The organism is Stenotrophomonas sp. (assembly GCF_059505245.1).
The window spans coordinates 147,174-164,070 of sequence record NZ_JCACKF010000001.1 but is presented as its reverse complement, the minus strand read 5'-3'; the positions used below and the strand labels follow the sequence as shown (position 1 = coordinate 164,070).

Annotated in this window: 15 protein-coding genes; 11 read left to right on the top strand and 4 right to left on the bottom strand. The window is 67.3% G+C overall.

From position 1 onward, the window contains the following. Window positions 1-77: 77 nt before the first annotated feature. The 8 genes from lpxD to AC5JLE_RS00700 all read left to right on the top strand — a co-directional run bounded on the left by lpxD (window position 78) and on the right by AC5JLE_RS00700 (window position 10,110). Complete coding sequence (lpxD, locus tag AC5JLE_RS00735; protein WP_014646493.1) at window positions 78-1,100, top strand: UDP-3-O-(3-hydroxymyristoyl)glucosamine N-acyltransferase; 1,023 nt, start codon at window positions 78-80, stop codon at window positions 1,098-1,100. Beyond that, window positions 1,097-1,555, top strand: a complete 459-nt coding sequence (gene fabZ, locus AC5JLE_RS00730) for a 3-hydroxyacyl-ACP dehydratase FabZ (RefSeq protein ID WP_005415845.1) — start codon at window positions 1,097-1,099, stop codon at window positions 1,553-1,555. Before lpxD ends, fabZ begins: the two co-directional genes overlap by 4 nt. A 16-nt stretch (window positions 1,556-1,571) precedes the next feature. Beyond that, complete coding sequence (gene lpxA / locus AC5JLE_RS00725; RefSeq protein WP_014646492.1) at window positions 1,572-2,363, top strand: acyl-ACP--UDP-N-acetylglucosamine O-acyltransferase; 792 nt, start codon at window positions 1,572-1,574, stop codon at window positions 2,361-2,363. 53 nt (window positions 2,364-2,416) lie between these two features. Further along, window positions 2,417-3,619, top strand: coding sequence for a lipid-A-disaccharide synthase (gene lpxB / locus AC5JLE_RS00720; RefSeq protein ID WP_134967132.1), 1,203 nt, complete (start codon window positions 2,417-2,419; stop codon window positions 3,617-3,619). Further along, window positions 3,616-4,275 carry a ribonuclease HII gene (gene rnhB, locus AC5JLE_RS00715; protein ID WP_496064914.1) on the top strand — a complete coding sequence of 220 codons (660 nt, stop codon included), beginning with the start codon at window positions 3,616-3,618 and terminating at the stop codon, window positions 4,273-4,275. The genes lpxB and rnhB overlap by 4 nt, the downstream gene beginning before the upstream one ends. Before the next feature lie 237 nt (window positions 4,276-4,512). After that, window positions 4,513-8,103, top strand: a complete 3,591-nt coding sequence (gene dnaE / locus AC5JLE_RS00710; protein WP_014646489.1) for a DNA polymerase III subunit alpha — start codon at window positions 4,513-4,515, stop codon at window positions 8,101-8,103. 64 nt (window positions 8,104-8,167) lie between these two features. Continuing rightward, window positions 8,168-9,037: a hypothetical protein gene (locus AC5JLE_RS00705; protein ID WP_014646488.1), complete on the top strand. Its 870-nt coding sequence runs from the start codon at window positions 8,168-8,170 to the stop codon at window positions 9,035-9,037. 113 nt (window positions 9,038-9,150) lie between these two features. Beyond that, window positions 9,151-10,110, top strand: coding sequence for an acetyl-CoA carboxylase carboxyltransferase subunit alpha (locus tag AC5JLE_RS00700; protein WP_014646487.1), 960 nt, complete (start codon window positions 9,151-9,153; stop codon window positions 10,108-10,110). 139 nt (window positions 10,111-10,249) lie between these two features. Here AC5JLE_RS00700 and AC5JLE_RS00695 read toward each other — a convergent pair whose 3' ends face one another. Further along, window positions 10,250-10,705 (bottom strand): CopD family protein, encoded by a 456-nt coding sequence (locus AC5JLE_RS00695; RefSeq protein WP_014646486.1) that lies wholly within the window; start codon window positions 10,703-10,705, stop codon window positions 10,250-10,252. A gap of 149 nt (window positions 10,706-10,854) precedes the next feature. On the opposite strand from AC5JLE_RS00695, the gene AC5JLE_RS00690 reads away from it, so the two are divergent. Both AC5JLE_RS00690 and AC5JLE_RS00685 read left to right on the top strand, forming a co-directional pair. Then, a complete protein-coding gene (locus AC5JLE_RS00690) occupies window positions 10,855-11,445 on the top strand; it encodes a class I SAM-dependent DNA methyltransferase (RefSeq protein WP_164166054.1) in 591 nt (196 codons plus the stop codon). A 93-nt stretch (window positions 11,446-11,538) separates the two neighbouring features. Further along, window positions 11,539-12,846, top strand: coding sequence for a polyhydroxyalkanoate depolymerase (locus AC5JLE_RS00685; protein ID WP_014646484.1), 1,308 nt, complete (start codon window positions 11,539-11,541; stop codon window positions 12,844-12,846). 110 nt (window positions 12,847-12,956) lie between these two features. Here AC5JLE_RS00685 and AC5JLE_RS00680 read toward each other — a convergent pair whose 3' ends face one another. Further along, entirely contained in the window at window positions 12,957-13,946 is a 990-nt protein-coding gene (locus AC5JLE_RS00680; protein WP_014646483.1) for a sensor domain-containing protein, read from the bottom strand. Next, window positions 13,943-14,308: a PadR family transcriptional regulator gene (locus tag AC5JLE_RS00675; protein WP_004150914.1), complete on the bottom strand. Its 366-nt coding sequence runs from the start codon at window positions 14,306-14,308 to the stop codon at window positions 13,943-13,945. Before AC5JLE_RS00675 ends, AC5JLE_RS00680 begins: the two co-directional genes overlap by 4 nt. A gap of 136 nt (window positions 14,309-14,444) precedes the next feature. Here AC5JLE_RS00675 and AC5JLE_RS00670 point away from each other — a divergent pair, with 136 nt between their 5' ends. Beyond that, a complete protein-coding gene (locus tag AC5JLE_RS00670) occupies window positions 14,445-15,347 on the top strand; it encodes a peptidylprolyl isomerase (protein ID WP_241884172.1) in 903 nt (300 codons plus the stop codon). Between the two features lie 588 nt (window positions 15,348-15,935). On the opposite strand, the gene AC5JLE_RS00665 is transcribed toward AC5JLE_RS00670, so the two are convergent. Beyond that, on the bottom strand, window positions 15,936-16,808 hold the full coding sequence (locus AC5JLE_RS00665) for a DMT family transporter (RefSeq protein ID WP_014646481.1): 873 nt from the start codon (window positions 16,806-16,808) through the stop codon (window positions 15,936-15,938). Between the last annotated feature and the right edge of the window lie 89 nt (window positions 16,809-16,897).

Below are 16,897 nucleotides of genomic sequence, written 5' to 3'. Positions count from 1 at the left end.
GCCTCCCGCCCGTACCAGGCAGGCGCCAAGCCCTGCCCCCGCATGACCGAAATGGCGTCACACGTTAAACTCCCGCCGTGAATACTCCCACCTACACCGCCCAGCAACTCGCCGAGCAGTTCGGCCTGCAGGTCCATGGCGACCCCGCCACCGCCATCCATGGCGTGGCCACCCTCGCCCATGCCGGCCCTGGCCAGCTGACCTTCCTTGCCAACCCGCGCTACCGCGCCCAGCTGGCCGACAGCCAGGCCTCGCTGGTGGTCCTGCGTGCCGACGACGCCGAGGCCGCCCCGGGCACTGCGCTCGTCGCCAAGGACCCGTACACCGCGTTCGCCAAGATCGCCGCGCTGTTCGACATCGCGCCGACCCGCCCACCGGGCATCCACCCCAGCGCCGTCATCGACCCCAGCGCCCAGGTGGCCGCCAGCGCCCATATCGGCCCGTTCGTTTCGGTCGGTGCGCGCAGCGTGGTCGGCGAGAACTGCATCATCGGCACCGGCAGCGTGATCGGCGAGGACTGCAGCCTGGACGCCGGCTGTGAACTGATCGCCCGCGTGACCCTGGTCACCCGGGTCACGTTGGGCAAGCGCGTGCGCGTGCATCCCGGTGCCGTGCTCGGCGCCGACGGTTTCGGCCTGGCGATGGACGCTGGCAAGTGGATCAAGGTGCCGCAGCTCGGCGGCGTCCGCATCGGCGACGATTGCGAGATCGGCGCCAATACCTGCGTCGATCGCGGCGCGCTGGAAGACACCGTGCTGGACGAGGATGTGCGCCTGGACAACCTGGTGCAGATCGCCCACAACGTGCAGATCGGCGCGCATTCGGCCATCGCCGGCTGCACCGGCATCGCCGGCAGCGCCAAGATCGGCCGCTACTGCCTGCTTGGCGGCCACGTTGGCGTGGTCGGCCACCTCGAAATCTGTGACAAGGTCGTGATCACCGGCAAGTCGGTGGTCCGCAACTCCATCCATGAGCCAGGCGAGTACTCGTCCGGCACCCCGTTGACCGACAACCGCACGTGGCGCAAGAACGCCGCGCGCTTCAAGCAGCTGGACGCATTGGCTCGCCGCGTCCTGGCTGCTGGCAAGGAGAAAGAATGAACGATTCGCTGCAGCTTCCGATCGATGTCTGCCAGATCCAGGAACTGCTTCCGCACCGCTACCCGTTCCTGCTGGTGGACCGGGTGCTTGAACTCGACGTCGAGGCCAAGCGCATCCTGGCGCAGAAGAACGTCAGCATCAACGAGCCGTTCTTCCAGGGCCACTTCCCGGGCCGCCCGATCATGCCCGGCGTGCTGATCATCGAAGCGCTGGCGCAGGCCGGCGGCGTCATGACCCAGCTCACGCTCGGCCGCGATGCGCAGTCCAAGCTGTTCTACATGGTCAAGGTGGAAAACGCCCGCTTCAACAAGCAGGTCGTGCCCGGCGACGTGCTGATGCTGGACGTGCAGATGAAGCGCCTGATCCGCAACATGGGCTGGTACTACGGCGAAGCCAAGGTCAACGGCGAAGTCGTCGCGTCGGCCGAGGTCATGTGCGCCGGCGCCAAGGGCTGATCCACTGGAGGCAGCAATGACTGACAACGCACCGCGGATCCACCCCACCGCCGTCATCGATCCGGCCGCGCGCCTGGCCGACGATGTGCAGGTGGGCGCCTTCACCCTGATCGGCCCCGATGTTGAAATCGGCGCCGGCACGGTGGTGGGCCCCCATTGCAGCATCCACGGCCCGACCCGGATCGGCCGCGACAACCGCTTCGTCGGTCATGCCGCGATCGGTGGCGAGCCGCAGGACAAGAAGTTCGCCGGTGAGCGCACCGAACTGGTGATCGGCGACCGCAACGTGTTCCGCGAGTTCGTCACGCTCAACCGTGGCACCGGCGGCGGCGGCGGCATCACCACCATCGGCAACGACAACTGGATGCTGGCCTACACGCACGTGGCGCACGACTGCCATGTCGGCAATTTCTGCGTGTTCTCCAACAACACCACCCTGGCCGGCCACGTGACCGTGGGCGACTACGTGATCATCAGCGGCTTCGCCGGTGCCCACCAGTTCTGCCGCATCGGTGCGCATGCCTTCCTCGGCATGGGCGCGCTGACCAATGGCGATGTACCGCCGTTCACCATGGTCGGTACCGATTCGCTGGGCCGCCCGCGCGGCATCAACAGCGAAGGCCTGAAGCGCCGCGGCTTCGACGCCGACCGCATCTCGGCCATCAAGCGGGCCTACCGCACGCTGTACGTGGCCGGCCTGCCGTTGGCCGAAGCCAAGCAGCAGCTGACCGAACAGGCGCGTGACAGCAATGACGTGAAGGCCATGCTGGACTTCATCGAGCACGCCGAGAGGCCCTTGCTGCGATGAGCAGCACGACCGGCCAGGCGGCGGCCGGCGCCGCGGTGATTCCGTTGGCCTCGATGGCCGGCAGCGTTCCCGCACAGCGGGTGCTCAGCGAGCGCCCGTTGCGGATCGCGCTGGTTGCCGGCGAAGCGTCCGGCGACCTGCTCGGTGCGGGCCTGGTGCGTGAACTGAAGGCGCGCTTCCCGAATGCCGAGTTCGCCGGCATTGGCGGCGATGCCATGCGCAGCGCCGGCTGCCAGACCTGGCACGATGCCAGCGAGCTGGCGGTGATGGGCCTGACCGAAGTGCTGCGCCACCTGCCGCGGCTGCTCAAGCTGCGCTCGGCGTTCCGCCAGCGCGCCCTGGAATGGCAGCCGGACGTGTTCATCGGCATCGACGCACCCGACTTCAACCTGGGCATCGAGCGCTGGCTGAAGCAACGCGGCGTGCGCACCGTGCATTACGTCAGTCCCTCGGTCTGGGCCTGGCGCGAGAAGCGCGCCGAGAAGATCGGCAGCAGCGCGGACCTGGTGCTGTGCCTGTTCCCGATGGAACCGCCGATCTATGCCAGGCACGGCATCGACGCACGCTTCGTCGGCCACCCGATGGCCGATGACATTCCGCTGCAGGGCAACCGCGAGGAAGCCCGTGCCGCGCTCGGGCTGCCGACCTCGGCCAAGGTGCTGGCGGTGTTGCCGGGCAGCCGCCTGGGCGAGATCTCGCGCCTGGGCGAACCCTTCTTCGAAGCCGCCTGGCAGGTCTCTGAACGCATTCCGGGCCTGCATGTGGTGGTGCCTGCCGCCAACCCGGCCTGCCGGCAGCTGATCGAAGAACAGCTGTCGCGCTCGGCATTGCCGGTGGCCTACTCGCACGTGCTGGATGGCCAGGCGCGCAACGCGATGATCGCCGCCGACGTGGTGGTGCTGGCCTCCGGCACCGCGACCCTGGAAGCCATGCTGGTGAAGCGGCCGATGGTCGTCGGTTACCGCGTCAACGAACTGACCTATCGCCTGGTCAAGGCGCTGGGCCTGATCAAGGTCGACCGCTTCGCCCTGCCCAACATCCTGGCCGGCCAGGACCTGGCGCCGGAGCTGATGCAGCACGACTGCACGCCGGACAGGCTGGCCGCGGCCATCCAGCAATGGTTCGACCACCCGCAGCGGGTGATCGACCTGCAGGACACGTACGTGCGACTGCACGAGCGCCTGCGCCGCAATGCTTCGGCGCGTGCCGCCGATGCCGTCGGCGAACTGCTGATGCGCGACCAGGCGCAGGCATGAGCCGCCGTCACGCCGCAGCGGCCAGCCTGGCCCTGTTCGACGGCGCGACGGTGGTCGAGCCGGAACACCTGGTCGCTGGCGTCGACGAGGCCGGACGTGGCCCGCTGGCCGGGCCGGTGGCAGTGGCGGCGGTGGTATTCGATCCGTCACGGCCACGCATCAACGGCCTGGACGATTCCAAGCAGTTGACGGCGGCCCGCCGCGAGCAGCTGCATGACCGCATCATCGAGCGTGCCCTGGCCTGGCACGTGGTGCTGGTGGACGTGGACACCATCGACCGCCTGAACATCTACCAGGCCACCCTGCAGGGCATGCGTGACGTCGTTGCAGCGGTTGCCCATGTGGCCGGCTTCGCCCGCATCGATGGCAACGTGGTGCCCAAGGGCCTGGTGCTGCCGGCGCAGGCGCTGGTCGGCGGCGATGGCATCGACCGCGCGATCATGGCCGCCTCGATCCTGGCCAAGGTTTCGCGCGACCGTTACATGCAGGACGTGCATACCCGCCACCCGCAGTACGGCTTCGAACAGCACAAGGGCTATGGCACCCCGGCCCACCTGGCCGCCCTGCGCGAGCACGGCCCCTGCATGGAGCACCGGCGCAGCTTCGCCCCGGTGCGTGAGTGCCAGGGCCTGACGCAGGCGGCGGCCATCGCCTGAGCCTGCTGGAGTTGTAGAGCCGAGCCCATGCTCGGCTGCTGTGGACAGCCGAGCATGGGCTCGGCTCTACAGAAGGCGGCCTCCCGCACGCCTGAATCCGGCGCCACGCCGTGCCCCTGTCAAGCCTTGTGGCAACCCCCTGCCCTCGCTACCCTGACCGGGCATTCCAGCGCTTCCCGACCCCGGCGACGATCGTCCGTCAGCACCCGGGGCCCGCGCGCTCCAACCTGGTCCGGCATGTCCAACTCCCGCTTCGTACATCTCCACGTCCACACCGAGTTCTCGCTGGCGGACTCCACCATCCGTGTGCCGGCCAAACCGGACCAGGCGGACCCGAAGAAGGCCAAGCAGGCCAACCTGCTGTCGCGCTCGGTCGAACTCGGCCTGCCCGCGCTGGCGGTGACCGACCTCAACAACCTGTTCGCCCTGGTCAAGTTCTACAAGGCCGCCGAAGGCGTGGGCATCAAGCCGATCGCCGGTGCCGACGTGCTGATCGCCGAGGAAGGCCAGGACCCGTGGCGGATGACCCTGCTGTGCCGCGACCGCGAGGGTTACCTGAGCCTGTCGCGGCTGCTGACCCGCGCCTGGATGGAAGGCCATCGCCCCGAGGGCGGCGTGGCCGTGCACCCGGACTGGCTGAAGGCCGGCAACGCCAACCTGTTCGCATTGGCCGGGCGGCAGAGCCTGGCCGGGCGCCTGGCGCTGGACGGCAAGCATGAACTGGCCGAGCAGCAGCTGGCCGACTGGCAGCGCGTGTTCGGCGATGGCCTGCACCTGGAGCTGACCCGCACCGGCCGCGAGGGCGAGGAAACCTTCAACCAGTTCGCGCTGATGGCCGCCGGCCAGCGTGGCCTGCCGGTGGTGGCCAGCAACGACGTGCGCTTCCTGTCGCCGTCGGACTTCAGCGCGCACGAAGCGCGCGTGTGCATTTCCACCGGCCGCGTGCTGGACGACCCCAAGCGCCCGCGCGAATACAGCGACCAGCAGTATCTGAAGTCGGCCGAGGAGATGTGCGCGCTGTTCGCCGACATCCCCGATGCGATCGACAACACGCTGGCGCTGGCCGAGCGCTGCAACATCGAGATGCGGCTGGGCACCTACTTCCTGCCCAACTACCCGGTGCCGGACGACGAGACGCTGGACACCTGGATCCAGAAGATGTCGCGCGATGGCCTGGAAGAGCGCCTGGAGAAGAATCCGCTGGCGCCGGGCAAGACCCGCGAAGAGTATTTCGAGCGCCTGGAATTCGAGCTCAACACCATCATCAAGATGGGCTTCCCGGGCTACTTCCTGATCGTGGCCGACTTCATCCAGTGGGGCAAGAACCAGGGTATTCCGATCGGCCCCGGCCGTGGTTCGGGTGCCGGTTCGCTGGTGGCGTGGGCGCTGAAGATCACCGATCTGGACCCGCTGCCGTACAACCTGCTGTTCGAGCGCTTCCTGAACCCGGAACGCGTGTCGATGCCCGACTTCGACATCGACTTCTGCATGGACCGCCGCGACGAGGTGATCGACTACGTCGCCCGCAAGTACGGGCGCGAGCGCGTCAGCCAGATCATCACCTACGGCACCATGGCCGCCAAGGCGGTGGTGCGCGACTCCGGCCGCGTGCTCGGCTTCCCGTACGGCCTGGTCGACGGCGTCTCCAAGCTGATTCCGAACATTCTGGGCATCCACCTGAAGGATGCGCTGGGCAAGGGCAAGGAAGGCCCGAGCTCTGAGATGGCGTCGGCCGAACTGATCCAGCGCTACGAGACCGAGGACGATGTCCGCGACCTGATCGACCTGGCGCTGCAGCTGGAAGACCTGACCCGCAACGCCGGCAAGCACGCCGGTGGCGTGGTGATCGGGCCCGAGCCGCTGAGCGAGTTCTGCCCGCTGTACGCCGAACACGACGAGAACGGCCTCGGCAAGAATCCGGTCACCCAGTTCGACAAGAACGACGTGGAAGAAGTGGGCCTGGTGAAGTTCGACTTCCTGGGCCTGCGCACGCTGACCATCATCGACTGGGCGGTGAAGGCGATCAACAAGCGCCATGAGCGCGCCGGCATCCCGCCGGTGGACATCGCCGCGATCCCGCTGGACGACACGCCCACCTACAGGGACATCTTCGCCAACGGCAATACCGGCGCGGTGTTCCAGTTCGAATCCTCGGGCATGCGCCGCCTGCTGAAGGACGCGCGCCCCGACCGTTTCGAAGATCTGATCGCGCTGGTGTCGCTGTACCGCCCCGGCCCGATGGACCTGATTCCCTCCTTCAATGCGCGTAAGCACGGCCAGGAAGAGATCATCTATCCCGATCCGCGCACCGAAGCCATCCTGAAGGACACCTACGGCATCATGGTGTACCAGGAGCAGGTCATGCAGATGGCGCAGATCGTCGGCGGCTACTCGCTGGGCGGCGCCGACCTGCTGCGCCGCGCGATGGGCAAGAAGGTGCCGGCCGAAATGGCCAAGCACCGCGAGATCTTCCGCGAAGGTGCAGCCAAGGGCGGCGTCGATGGCCCCAAGGCCGACGAAATCTTCGACCTGATGGAGAAGTTCGCCGGCTACGGCTTCAACAAGTCGCACGCCGCTGCCTACGCGCTGGTCAGTTACCAGACCGCCTGGCTGAAACGCCATTACCCGGCTGAGTTCATGGCGGCCACGCTGTCGTCCGATCTGGACAACACCGACAAAGTGGTCGGCTTCCTCGACGAGGTGCGCAACCTCGGCCTGACCGTGCTGCCGCCCAAGGTGAACCAGTCGGCCTTCATGTTCGAAGCGGTGACGCCGGACACCATCCAGTACGGCCTCGGGGCGATCAAGGGCGTCGGCCAGGGTGCCTGCGAGGCGGTGGTCGAGGAGCGGCTGAAGGGCGGCCCGTTCAAGGACCTGCTCGACTTCTGCACGCGCGTTGGTTCGGCCAAGCTCAACAGGCGCACGCTGGAAGCGATGATCAACTGTGGTGCGTTGGACGAGCTCGGCCGCAACCGTGCCTCGCTGATGCTGCAGCTGCCGGAGGTGATCAAGGCTACCGACCAGATGGCCCGCGAGCGGGCTTCGGGACAGAACTCGTTGTTCGGTGGCCCGGACCCGAGCGCGACCACGATCCAGCTGGACCTGCCCGAAGCCGAGGAGTGGCCGCTGCTGCAGCGCCTGAACGGCGAGCGCGACACGCTGGGCTTCTATCTCAGTGGCCACCCGTTCGATCCCTGGCGCGACGATGTGCGCGATCTGGTCGGCAACGACCTGGGTTCGGTGGAGAAGATCTGGAGCGCCAACAGCGGTGGTGGCGGCGGCGGCGAAAAGCGCTGGCGCCCGGAAGTGCAGACGGTGCTGGCCGGCCAGGTGGTCGGCGTGCGCCGCAAGGGCGAGAGCCAGATCTTCATCCAGCTTGAGGACGGACGTGGCCGCGTCGAGTGCAGCGCGTTCTCCGACGCGATGGCCGAGTTCGGCCACCTGATGACCAAGGACCGCATCCTGGTGGTCAAGGGCGGCCTGCGCGAGGACGAGTTCAATGGCGGCTTCGCGCTGCGCATCCGCCAGTGCTGGGACTTCGATGAGGTCTGCGCCAACTACGCCACGCGGCTGTCGCTGCGCCTGGACCTGCGCCAGCAGCGCCCGGTCTGGGAGCGCATCGATGCGCTGCTCGACCGCCATCGCCCGGGACGGACGCCACTGCGCCTGGACCTGCTGCTGAAGGGGCCGCACGGCGGCGTCGCCGGCATGCTCGATGTGTCCGGGCAGAGCGCGGTACGCATCGATTCCAAGCTGATGGAGGCGCTGCGCGCCGACCCGGCCGTGCGCACGCTGAAGGTGCGCTACAGCCCGCCATGGGCCAGCTGAGGCTGGCTCCCTCACTGTCCTGTCTCCCCTGTTTCCCCGTTCCAAGTATCAAGGACGATTGCCGATGAAGACCCTGCTGTTCCCGTTCGCTGCCGCACTGGCCCTGGCCGCCTGCTCCCCGTCGAAGATCGAGTTCCAGATCGACAACCCGACCGACACGCCGCTGGCGTTGAGCATCGACGGCCAGGACCTGCCGGTGGCCGCACAGGGCTCGCGCCCGGTCTCGCTCGCTGTCGGCGAGCATCGCCTGCATACCGACAAGCTCGGTGATGTGCGCTTCATCGTCTACGTCGACGGTCGTGGCGGGCTGATCAATCCGACCCTCAGCGAGTACGTGATCGCCCGCGAGATCTACGTCACCGACGAGAGCAAGGTGAAGAACTTCGGCGTCGGCAACAGCGGTATCCAGCTCGGCGGCGTCGACTTCGAAGGCCCGTTCGAGAAGCGCCACGACCTGTTCATCGACAAGACCTGGACCTACGGCGTGCGCGAACCCTTCCCCAAGGAAAAGGTGGTGGCCCACGTTGATTCCAGCGGCGGCCAGATCGTGGCCAAGGTGTTCACCGCTCCCGACTTCATCGCTTACGTGGAAGAAGGCATGGGCGAGCCCGGCGCGTTCAAGCGCGAACAACCAGGTGGCTACGTGGCCCCGGCCTACAGCCTGGAACCGGCCCCGGCCAGCCTGCCGGCGCTGGTGCCGGCCTTCGAGGCCCACGCCGCGCCCCTGCGCGAGGTCTACGCGCGCTGGCTGAAGGCCACCACCGCCGATGAACAGAAGGCCCTGCGCAAGCAGGATTTCGCCGCGCAGATGGCCTTCACCTCGGCCACTGCCACCCTGGGCAGCGGCCTTGGCCGGGAAGCCAACGAGGCCTACAACGACTTCGTCTCCCAGCGCAGCCAGTTGATGGGCCGCAGCGCCCTGGTGGTGCCCTGAGCTGACTGGCGCCCCCTGCGCGGCTGCGCTACCGTCGCCTTCCAGACGAAGGCGTACGGGTGGTTTGCACGCATTCGGCTAGAATTCCCCCCTTCTTTACACGACGGCTTCCGATGAATCCGAACTACCTCGACTTCGAGCAACCCATCGCCGACCTGGAAGCCAAGATCCAGGAGCTGCGCAACGCCAGTGCCGGGCCGGCGGTCAATGTCGAGGCGGAAGTGCACGCGCTGCAGGACAAGCTGCGCATGCGCACCGCGCAGATCTTCCGCAACCTGACCTCGTGGCAGGTGCTGCAGCTGGCCCGCCACCCGTCGCGCCCGTACACCGCCGACTACCTCCGCGTCATGTTCGATGAGTTCCAGGAGCTGGCCGGTGACCGCGCCTTCGCCGACGACAAGGCGATCATGGGCGGCCTGGCCCGCATCAATGGCCGCGCGGTAATGGTGATCGGCCACCAGAAGGGCCGCGACACCAAGGAAAAGATCAAGCGCAACTTCGGCATGCCCAAGCCGGAGGGTTACCGCAAGGCACTGCGCCTGATGAAGATGGCCGAGCGCTTCGGCCTGCCGGTGCTGACCCTGATCGACACCGCCGGCGCCTGGCCGGGCATCGACGCCGAGTCGCGCGGCCAGTCCGAAGCGATCGCGCGCAACCTGATCGAGATGGCCGAGCTGAAGGTGCCGATCATCTGCACCGTGATCGGTGAAGGCGGCTCCGGCGGTGCGTTGGCACTGGGTGTGGGCGACCGCACCGTGATGCTGGAATACGCGGTGTACTCGACCATCACCCCGGAAGGCTGCGCCTCGATCCTGTGGAAGGACGCGGGCAAGGCCAAGGAAGCGGCCGAACAGCTGGGCCTGACCGCGCCGCGCCTGAAGAGCCTGGGCCTGGTCGACAAGGTCGTGCGCGAGCCGACCGGTGGCGCCCACCGCAACCCGACGCAGATGGCCAAGCGCCTGAAGGCCGTGCTGCTGAACGAACTGGACGCGCTGGACAAGCTGTCCACCGAACAGCTGCTGGAACAGCGCTACACGCGCCTGCGCAGTTACGGCACGTACGAAGCAGCCTAAGCCCGGTAGTGCCGGCTGCTGGCCGGCAACACGAGGTGATTGCAGAAATGAAAGAGCCGGGCATTTGCCCGGCTCCTTCGTTTGCGCCCTGACAGCATCCACGCATGGCGTGGATCTACCGGACGCAGGTGACCCCGCCTCAGAACGGCTTGGCCAGCACCAGCCACACGATCGGAATGAACGCCAGCAGCGGGATCTCGTTGATCCAGCGCAGCGCGCGCGACGACGGCAGCGCCCGGCCCTTGGCCACGCCCTTGAGCAGGCGGCCGGTCCAGCCGAAGTACACCAGCAGCACCACCACCAGCCCCAGCTTGGCGTGCAGCCAGCCGGCAGCTCCCGGAGCCACCATGGTCGGGAAATCGGGGATGACCTTGTAGCCCAGCCACAGCACCAGGCCGAGCAGGAACGCCAGGCCGAACATCGAGTGGCCGAAGCGGTACAGGCGCAGGCCCATCAGCTGTAGGCGCTCGGTCACCGCCGGCTGGCCCGCGGTCTCGGCCAGGTTCACCAGGATGCGCGGCAGGTAGAACACCGTGGCCATCCACGCCACCACGAACACGATGTGGAAGGTCTTGACCCAGTAGTAGCTCTGCATGCGCTCGCTCCGGCGGCTGGCGTAGGTTGGCGGCCATTCTCGCATGCCGTGGCGAAGCCGCCGCAGGCACGCGCGCCGCGACACATCGACGCATGGCGCGCCGCAACACCGTACGATAGGCGCCGTTTTCCCCGATCGCGCACCGCCCCATGGACAAGACCTACGACGCCGCCTACTTCCAACGCTGGTACCGCCGTGCCGACATCGGCGGCAGCGCCCGCCTGGCGCGCAAGGTGGCGTTGGCCGTGGCCAGCGCCGAGTACTACCTGGAGCGGCCGATCCGCAGCGTGCTGGATATCGGCTGCGGTGAAGGCGCCTGGCGCGCGCCGCTGCTGAAGCTGCGTCCGAAGGTCGAATATCTCGGCTTCGACAGCAGCGAGTACGCTGTGCGCCGCTACGGCAGGACCCGCAACCTGTACCTGGCCCGCTTCGGCGACTTCGCCTGGCTGCGGCCCTGCGCCCCGGTTGACCTGCTGGTGTGTTCGGACGTGATGCACTACGTGCCCGACCGCGAGCTGCGTGCAGGACTGGCCGGCGTGGCCGAGCTGACCGGCGGCGTGGCCTTCCTGGAGACCTTCGCCGCCGAGGACGCGTTCGAAGGCGACCACGACGGCTTCCAGGCCCGACCGGCGCGCTGGTACCGCCGCACGCTGGCCCGCCAGGGCCTGCAGCCGGTAGGGTCGCACTGCTGGCTCGGCCCCGCCCTGGCGGGCGATGCGGCCGCGCTGGAACGGATGTGAATCCGGATTCATTATTTTCAGCCGACTTAACCTGCGGGACACCTGGATGGGATATGCTGCGCGGCAACATATGACCATACATATTCGGTCGTCATGCTCTATCAACTGCACGAACTGACCCGCAACCTGCTCGCCCCTTGGGTGCACCAGGCCCAGGCCAACGCCAGATTCTTCGCCAACCAGGGCCATTGGTGGTCGCAGATGCCCGGTGCTGATCGCCTGGCGGCGGTCAATGAACTCTTCCACCGCATCGGCAAGGATTACGAGAAGCCCGAGTGGGGCATCAACGAAATCGACGTCGATGGCGAGCGCGTGCCGATCGTCGTGCACGAGGAAGTGAGCAAGCCGTTCTGCAAGCTGCTGCGCTTCAAGCGCCACAGCAATGAAGCCGACCAGCTGCACACCATGCTCAACCAGCCGTTCGTGCTGGTGGTGGCGCCGCTGTCCGGCCACCACGCCACGCTGCTGCGCGACACCGTGCGCACGCTGCTGCGCGACCACCGCGTGTACGTCACCGACTGGGTCGACGCGCGCATGGTGCCGGCCAGCGAAGGCGAGTTCGGGTTGGATGACTACATCGCCTACATCCAGGAGTTCATCCGCCACCTCGGCGTCGAACGCCTGCACGTGGTGAGCGTGTGCCAGCCGACCGTACCGGTGCTGGCCGCGGTTTCACTGATGGCCAGCCGTGGTGAACCGACGCCGCGCACGCTGGTGATGATGGGTGGCCCGATCGATGCGCGCTGCAGCCCGACCGCAGTGAACAACCTGGCCACGCAGAACCCGCTGTCGTGGTTCGAGAACAACGTCATCCACACCGTGCCGGCCAGCTATCCGGGTGCCGGCCGCCGCGTGTACCCGGGCTTCCTGCAGCACGCCGGCTTCCTGTCGATGAACCCGAGCCGCCACTTCAGCTCGCACTGGGATTTCTACACCGACCTGGTCAAGGGCGACCTGGAAGACGCCGACGCGCACCGTCGTTTCTACGACGAGTACAACGCGGTGCTGGACATGCCGGCCAGGTACTACCTCGATACCATCCGCGTGGTGTTCCAGGACTTCCTGCTGCCGCGTGGCGAGTGGGTGGTCAACGGCGAGAAGGTCGATCCGTCGGCGATCCGCGATACCGCGTTGCTGAGCATCGAAGGCGAGCTGGACGACATCGCCGGCCTTGGTCAGACCGAAGCCGCGCAGGCGCTGTGCACCGGCATCACTGCGGACCGCCGTGAGCATTTCATCGTCGAAGGTGCCGGCCACTACGGCATCTTCAGCGGCCGTCGCTGGCGCGAGGTGGTGTACCCGAAGGTGCGCGACTTCTTCGCCGCGCATGCCGAAGCCCCGGCGGCGAAGGCCGCGAAGAAGAAGAGCAACGTCACCCCGTTGCGGCGCAAGGCGGGGTAATGCCCCGCCCGGGGTCGGATCCCTTTCCAACGGAAAGGGCTCTGACCCCAGCATGATGGGATCCGGGGTCAGAGCCCTGTTCTGCGAACAGGGATCCGACCCCTGGCCTGTTACAACCGCACCAGCAGGTTCTTGGCAATCAGCCCATGCAGCTTGCCGATGCCGCGTGCCAGGTGCATCGTCAGCACCAGCAGCAGTGCGCCCGCCGCAGCAACCGCGATCGCCACCAGCGGCGAGGCCGCCATCGGCAGCACATTCACGTCGTTGATGTACACGCCGGGGATGTCACCACTGAAGATCGCCGCGACCGGCGCCCAGATCAGGCTCAGCGACAGCGACAGCAGCGTCACCGCGATGGTGAAGTAGATCACGCCCAGCGGCAGCATCAGCACGAAGTACAGCAGCGTCAGCCAGGTACGGCCATCGGTGAACATGTCGCCGATGCGCTGCAGCCAGGTGCGGCTGCGGTCGGTGTAACGCGGGCGGCGCGGCATGCGCTCGCCCAGCAGCGCTTCCACCAGCCGTCCTTCCAGCAGCGCCAGCCCGCGCACCGAGCCGAAGAACAGCACGGTCAGCGGAATGCCGATGATCAGGATCAGCAGGCCCAGCGACAATGACAGGCCGGTCACCACCCAGGTGAAGAAGAAGATGCCGGTGGCCAGCGACAGCAGCATGTAGAACAGCGCACCGTAGGTGTGCGGATCGGTCACCACGCCGAAGAAGCGCGCCAGCAGCGAACGCTGCACCGGCGCCTGCGGCGGTGAGGCCGGCTCGACGCCACTGGCTTCCGCCGCTGCACGCAGCACCGGCGCGGTATCCGCACGCGGCGTACGCAGCGCGCGGTTCACCGTCACTTCGGTCTCGCGGTAGATGTCGGCCACTTCATCCGGCGCGCCATAGCTGCCGGCAACGTCGGCGATCACCTCGGCCTCGCTGCGGCCGGGCTGCGCCGCCAGCTCCGAGCGCAGGTATTCCTCGGCGTCGTACAGCGCGTCCTGCACCATCGCCGGATCGGCACCTTCCAGCGCCGCGCGCAGCTGCGCCAGGTACTGCGGGATGGTCGTGGGCAGGGCGCGGCCTGCCAGGCTCGGGTCGTTCATTGCGGTACCCCCTCCAACACGGAATCGACGGAATCGCGGGTGGCCTGCCAGGCCTGGCGCCACTGCGCCAGCACCTCGCGGCCACGTTCGTTGATGCGGTAGTAGCGCCGCGGCGGCCCGCTGCTGGAAGGTTCCACATGGCTTTCCAGCAGGCCGGCGCCCTCCAGGTTGCGCAGTACCGGGTACAGCGCGCTCTGCTTGCCGCTCAGCACGCCCTCGCCCACCCGCTCCAGCTCCTTGGCAATGAGGTAGCCGTACAGCGGCTCCCCGGCCCGGGCCAGCACCGCCAGCAGGGCCAGCGACACCGTTCCGGCGCTGAGCTCCTTCTGGAACTTCTTCAGGTGGACATCGTCCTCGGACATGACCGGCCCTCCACTACGTTGAAGTCCACAGTAGTGCGAAGTTCGGTATAGCGAATGTGTCGTTAGTCATCGTGCCGGTTGGCGAGACCAGGCCGCTCGCGCAGAATCGAAGCCTCGTTCATGTTCCGGGGTTCCCATGCCGCACCGTCGTCGCCTTGCCCTGACCGCCCTCGCCCTGGCCTGCCTGTTGCCCGCCATGGCCAGCGCGGCCTCGCCTTACCGCAGCCCGCAGCAGATCCTGGACGCTTCGGCCGCCAGCGACTGGCGCACCCCGGACCCGGCCAACCTGCTGTACATGGACCTGCCGGCCGGACGGGTGATCATCGAGCTGGCGCCGCAGTTCGCCCCGCGCCATGTCGCCAACATCCAGACCTTCGCCCACGAGCACTTCTGGGACAGCACCAGCATCTACCGCTCGCAGGACAACTTCGTGGTGCAGTTCGGCGATGCCGACGCCGATGACGCTGCCAAGGCCAAGCCGTTCGGCAGCGCCGCGCGCAAGCTGCCGGCCGAGTTCGAACGCGCCAGCGCCGGCCTGAAGGTCAGCGTGCTGCCGGATCGCGATGGCTGGGCCGCGCAGACCGGTTTTGTCGACGGCTTCCCGGTCGGCCAGGACCCGCAGGCCGGCAAGGCCTGGCTGGCACATTGCTACGGCATGCTGGGCGCGGGCCGCAGCAACGAGGAAGACAGCAGCATCGGTGCCGAACTGTACGTGGTGACCGGACAGTCGCCGCGCCAGCTGGACCGCAACATCACCCTGGTCGGTCGCGTGCTGAAGGGCATGGAACTGCTCAGCGCGACGCCGCGCGGGCCGGCGCCGATGGGCTTCTACACCGACCCGACACTGCGCACGCCGATCGTGTCGATCCGCCGCGCCAGCGACGTGCCGGCAGCCGAGCGCACGCCGATCCAGGTACTGCGTACCGACTCGAAGACCTTCGCCGATACGGTGGAGGCGCGGCGCAACCGCGTGGATGATTTCTACAAGCGTCCGGCCGGGCATATCGATCTGTGCAATATTCCGGTGCCGGTGCGCTGATGGTTTCCTGCGCGTGACGCGTGCTGAAGGTGCTTCACTGTTCATGGGCGTTACTTTTCTTTGTACGCAAAGAAAAGTAACCAAAAGAAACGCGCCGCCAGGTCGCGAGCCGCCGTGTTTCGCACGTCGGTCCCCTGCGCTTCTCGGTGAATCAGGGGACGGTGTGCACAAGGCAGCCGACTAGCAGTCGGCTCTACAGGACATCGGCACCTCTTCGCCCCTGATTCCCCTGCGATGCTCGGGTCGCTCAAGGCGGACCCAGTTCAAAGGCCACAGCTGCACCCAGAAGATCCACGCAATGCGTGGATGCTTTTGCTGTTGATCTTGACCTTCCAGTCCGCCTTGAGCGAGCCGAGCACCGCAGGTCTGGCGAGGGCGAAGAGGCGCGGGTGTCTGAGCGCAGCGAGTTCCCGCGCCGTCCCTCGACGGGCCGAGGAGCGCAGGGCACCGGTGCGCAGCACCGGCTCGCGGCCTGGCGGCGTGTTTCTTTGGTTACTTTCTTTGCACGAGCAAAGAAAGTGACACCTCTCCGCAGGCGCGGAAAAGAGCTGCCGGGCAGCGCCCGGCACTACCAGTGCGTCGGCGCGCTCAGCCCTTCTGACTCACCGCCACGCTCCCCAGAATCAACACACCGGCAATCAACATCTGCAACGTCACCGGCTCACCCAGGAACAACCACGCAAACGCCGCACCGAACAGCGGAATCAGGTAGGTCACCGTCGACGCCCGCGACGGGCCGATACGACCGATCAGGCGGTAGAACATCAGGAACGCCAGCCCGGTGCAGGCCACGCCCAAGGCAATCGCCGCGCCCCACGCCTTCAGTGGAATCGCCGCCTGCGGCCAGTGGGTCACCGCCATCGGCAGCATCCACAGCGAGGCACACGACAGCGTTGCAGCAGCGGCCGCCGCCGAGGGCAGGCCGGTCATGTGCCGCTTCACCAGGTTCACGCCCAGGCCGTACAGCAGCGAGGCCGCCGCACCAGCCAGCACTGCAGTGCCGATGCTCAGGCCCGAGACTTTGGCCGTGGCCAGTACCACCACGCCGGCGAAGCCGACCAGCAACGCGCCCGCGCGGCGCATGCCGATCTTCTCGCCGAAGAACAGGAAGGCGATCAGCGCGGCAAACAGCACGGTCATCGCATTGCAGATGGCGCCGATCGCCGCAGGGGCTCGCTCGGCCGCGTAGGCGAACAGCACGAACGGCAGCGCCGAGTTGATCAGCCCGATCGGTGCCAGCCACAGCCAGCGCCGCGGTGGGAACTGCGCGCGGGCACGCCACAGGAACGGCAGCAGCACCAGCGCGCCCAGCACCAGCCGCACCTCGACCAGCGCGAACGGGCCGAACGACGGCACCGCCACCCGCATGAACAGGAACGAGCAGCCCCAGATGGCGCCCAGCAGGGTCAATTCCAGCGGTGTGCGCCAGTCGCGCTCGGCTGCCTGTGGGACCGCATTCATGCCTCGCCTCCGTCCATCGTCAATTCCTCGTCAAGGCAGACAGGATCGGGCGCAGACGCCTGCCGCACAAGCGCGTAGTATCGCTGCCA

Bases quoted from the DNA above. Each gene is read 5' to 3' on its own strand.
- fabZ (WP_005415845.1), top strand. From the start codon at position 1,097: ATGAACGATTCGCTGCAGCTTCCGATCGATGTCTGCCAGATCCAGGAA.
- lpxA (WP_014646492.1), top strand. From the start codon at position 1,572: ATGACTGACAACGCACCGCGGATCCACCCCACCGCCGTCATCGATCCG.
- lpxB (WP_134967132.1), top strand. From the start codon at position 2,417: ATGGCCGGCAGCGTTCCCGCACAGCGGGTGCTCAGCGAGCGCCCGTTG.
- rnhB (WP_496064914.1), top strand. From the start codon at position 3,616: ATGAGCCGCCGTCACGCCGCAGCGGCCAGCCTGGCCCTGTTCGACGGC.
- dnaE (WP_014646489.1), top strand. From the start codon at position 4,513: ATGTCCAACTCCCGCTTCGTACATCTCCACGTCCACACCGAGTTCTCG.
- AC5JLE_RS00705 (WP_014646488.1), top strand. From the start codon at position 8,168: ATGAAGACCCTGCTGTTCCCGTTCGCTGCCGCACTGGCCCTGGCCGCC.
- AC5JLE_RS00700 (WP_014646487.1), top strand. From the start codon at position 9,151: ATGAATCCGAACTACCTCGACTTCGAGCAACCCATCGCCGACCTGGAA.
- AC5JLE_RS00695 (WP_014646486.1), bottom strand. From the start codon at position 10,705: ATGCAGAGCTACTACTGGGTCAAGACCTTCCACATCGTGTTCGTGGTG.
- AC5JLE_RS00690 (WP_164166054.1), top strand. From the start codon at position 10,855: ATGGACAAGACCTACGACGCCGCCTACTTCCAACGCTGGTACCGCCGT.
- AC5JLE_RS00685 (WP_014646484.1), top strand. From the start codon at position 11,539: ATGCTCTATCAACTGCACGAACTGACCCGCAACCTGCTCGCCCCTTGG.
- AC5JLE_RS00680 (WP_014646483.1), bottom strand. From the start codon at position 13,946: ATGAACGACCCGAGCCTGGCAGGCCGCGCCCTGCCCACGACCATCCCG.
- AC5JLE_RS00675 (WP_004150914.1), bottom strand. From the start codon at position 14,308: ATGTCCGAGGACGATGTCCACCTGAAGAAGTTCCAGAAGGAGCTCAGC.
- AC5JLE_RS00670 (WP_241884172.1), top strand. From the start codon at position 14,445: ATGCCGCACCGTCGTCGCCTTGCCCTGACCGCCCTCGCCCTGGCCTGC.
- AC5JLE_RS00665 (WP_014646481.1), bottom strand. From the start codon at position 16,808: ATGAATGCGGTCCCACAGGCAGCCGAGCGCGACTGGCGCACACCGCTG.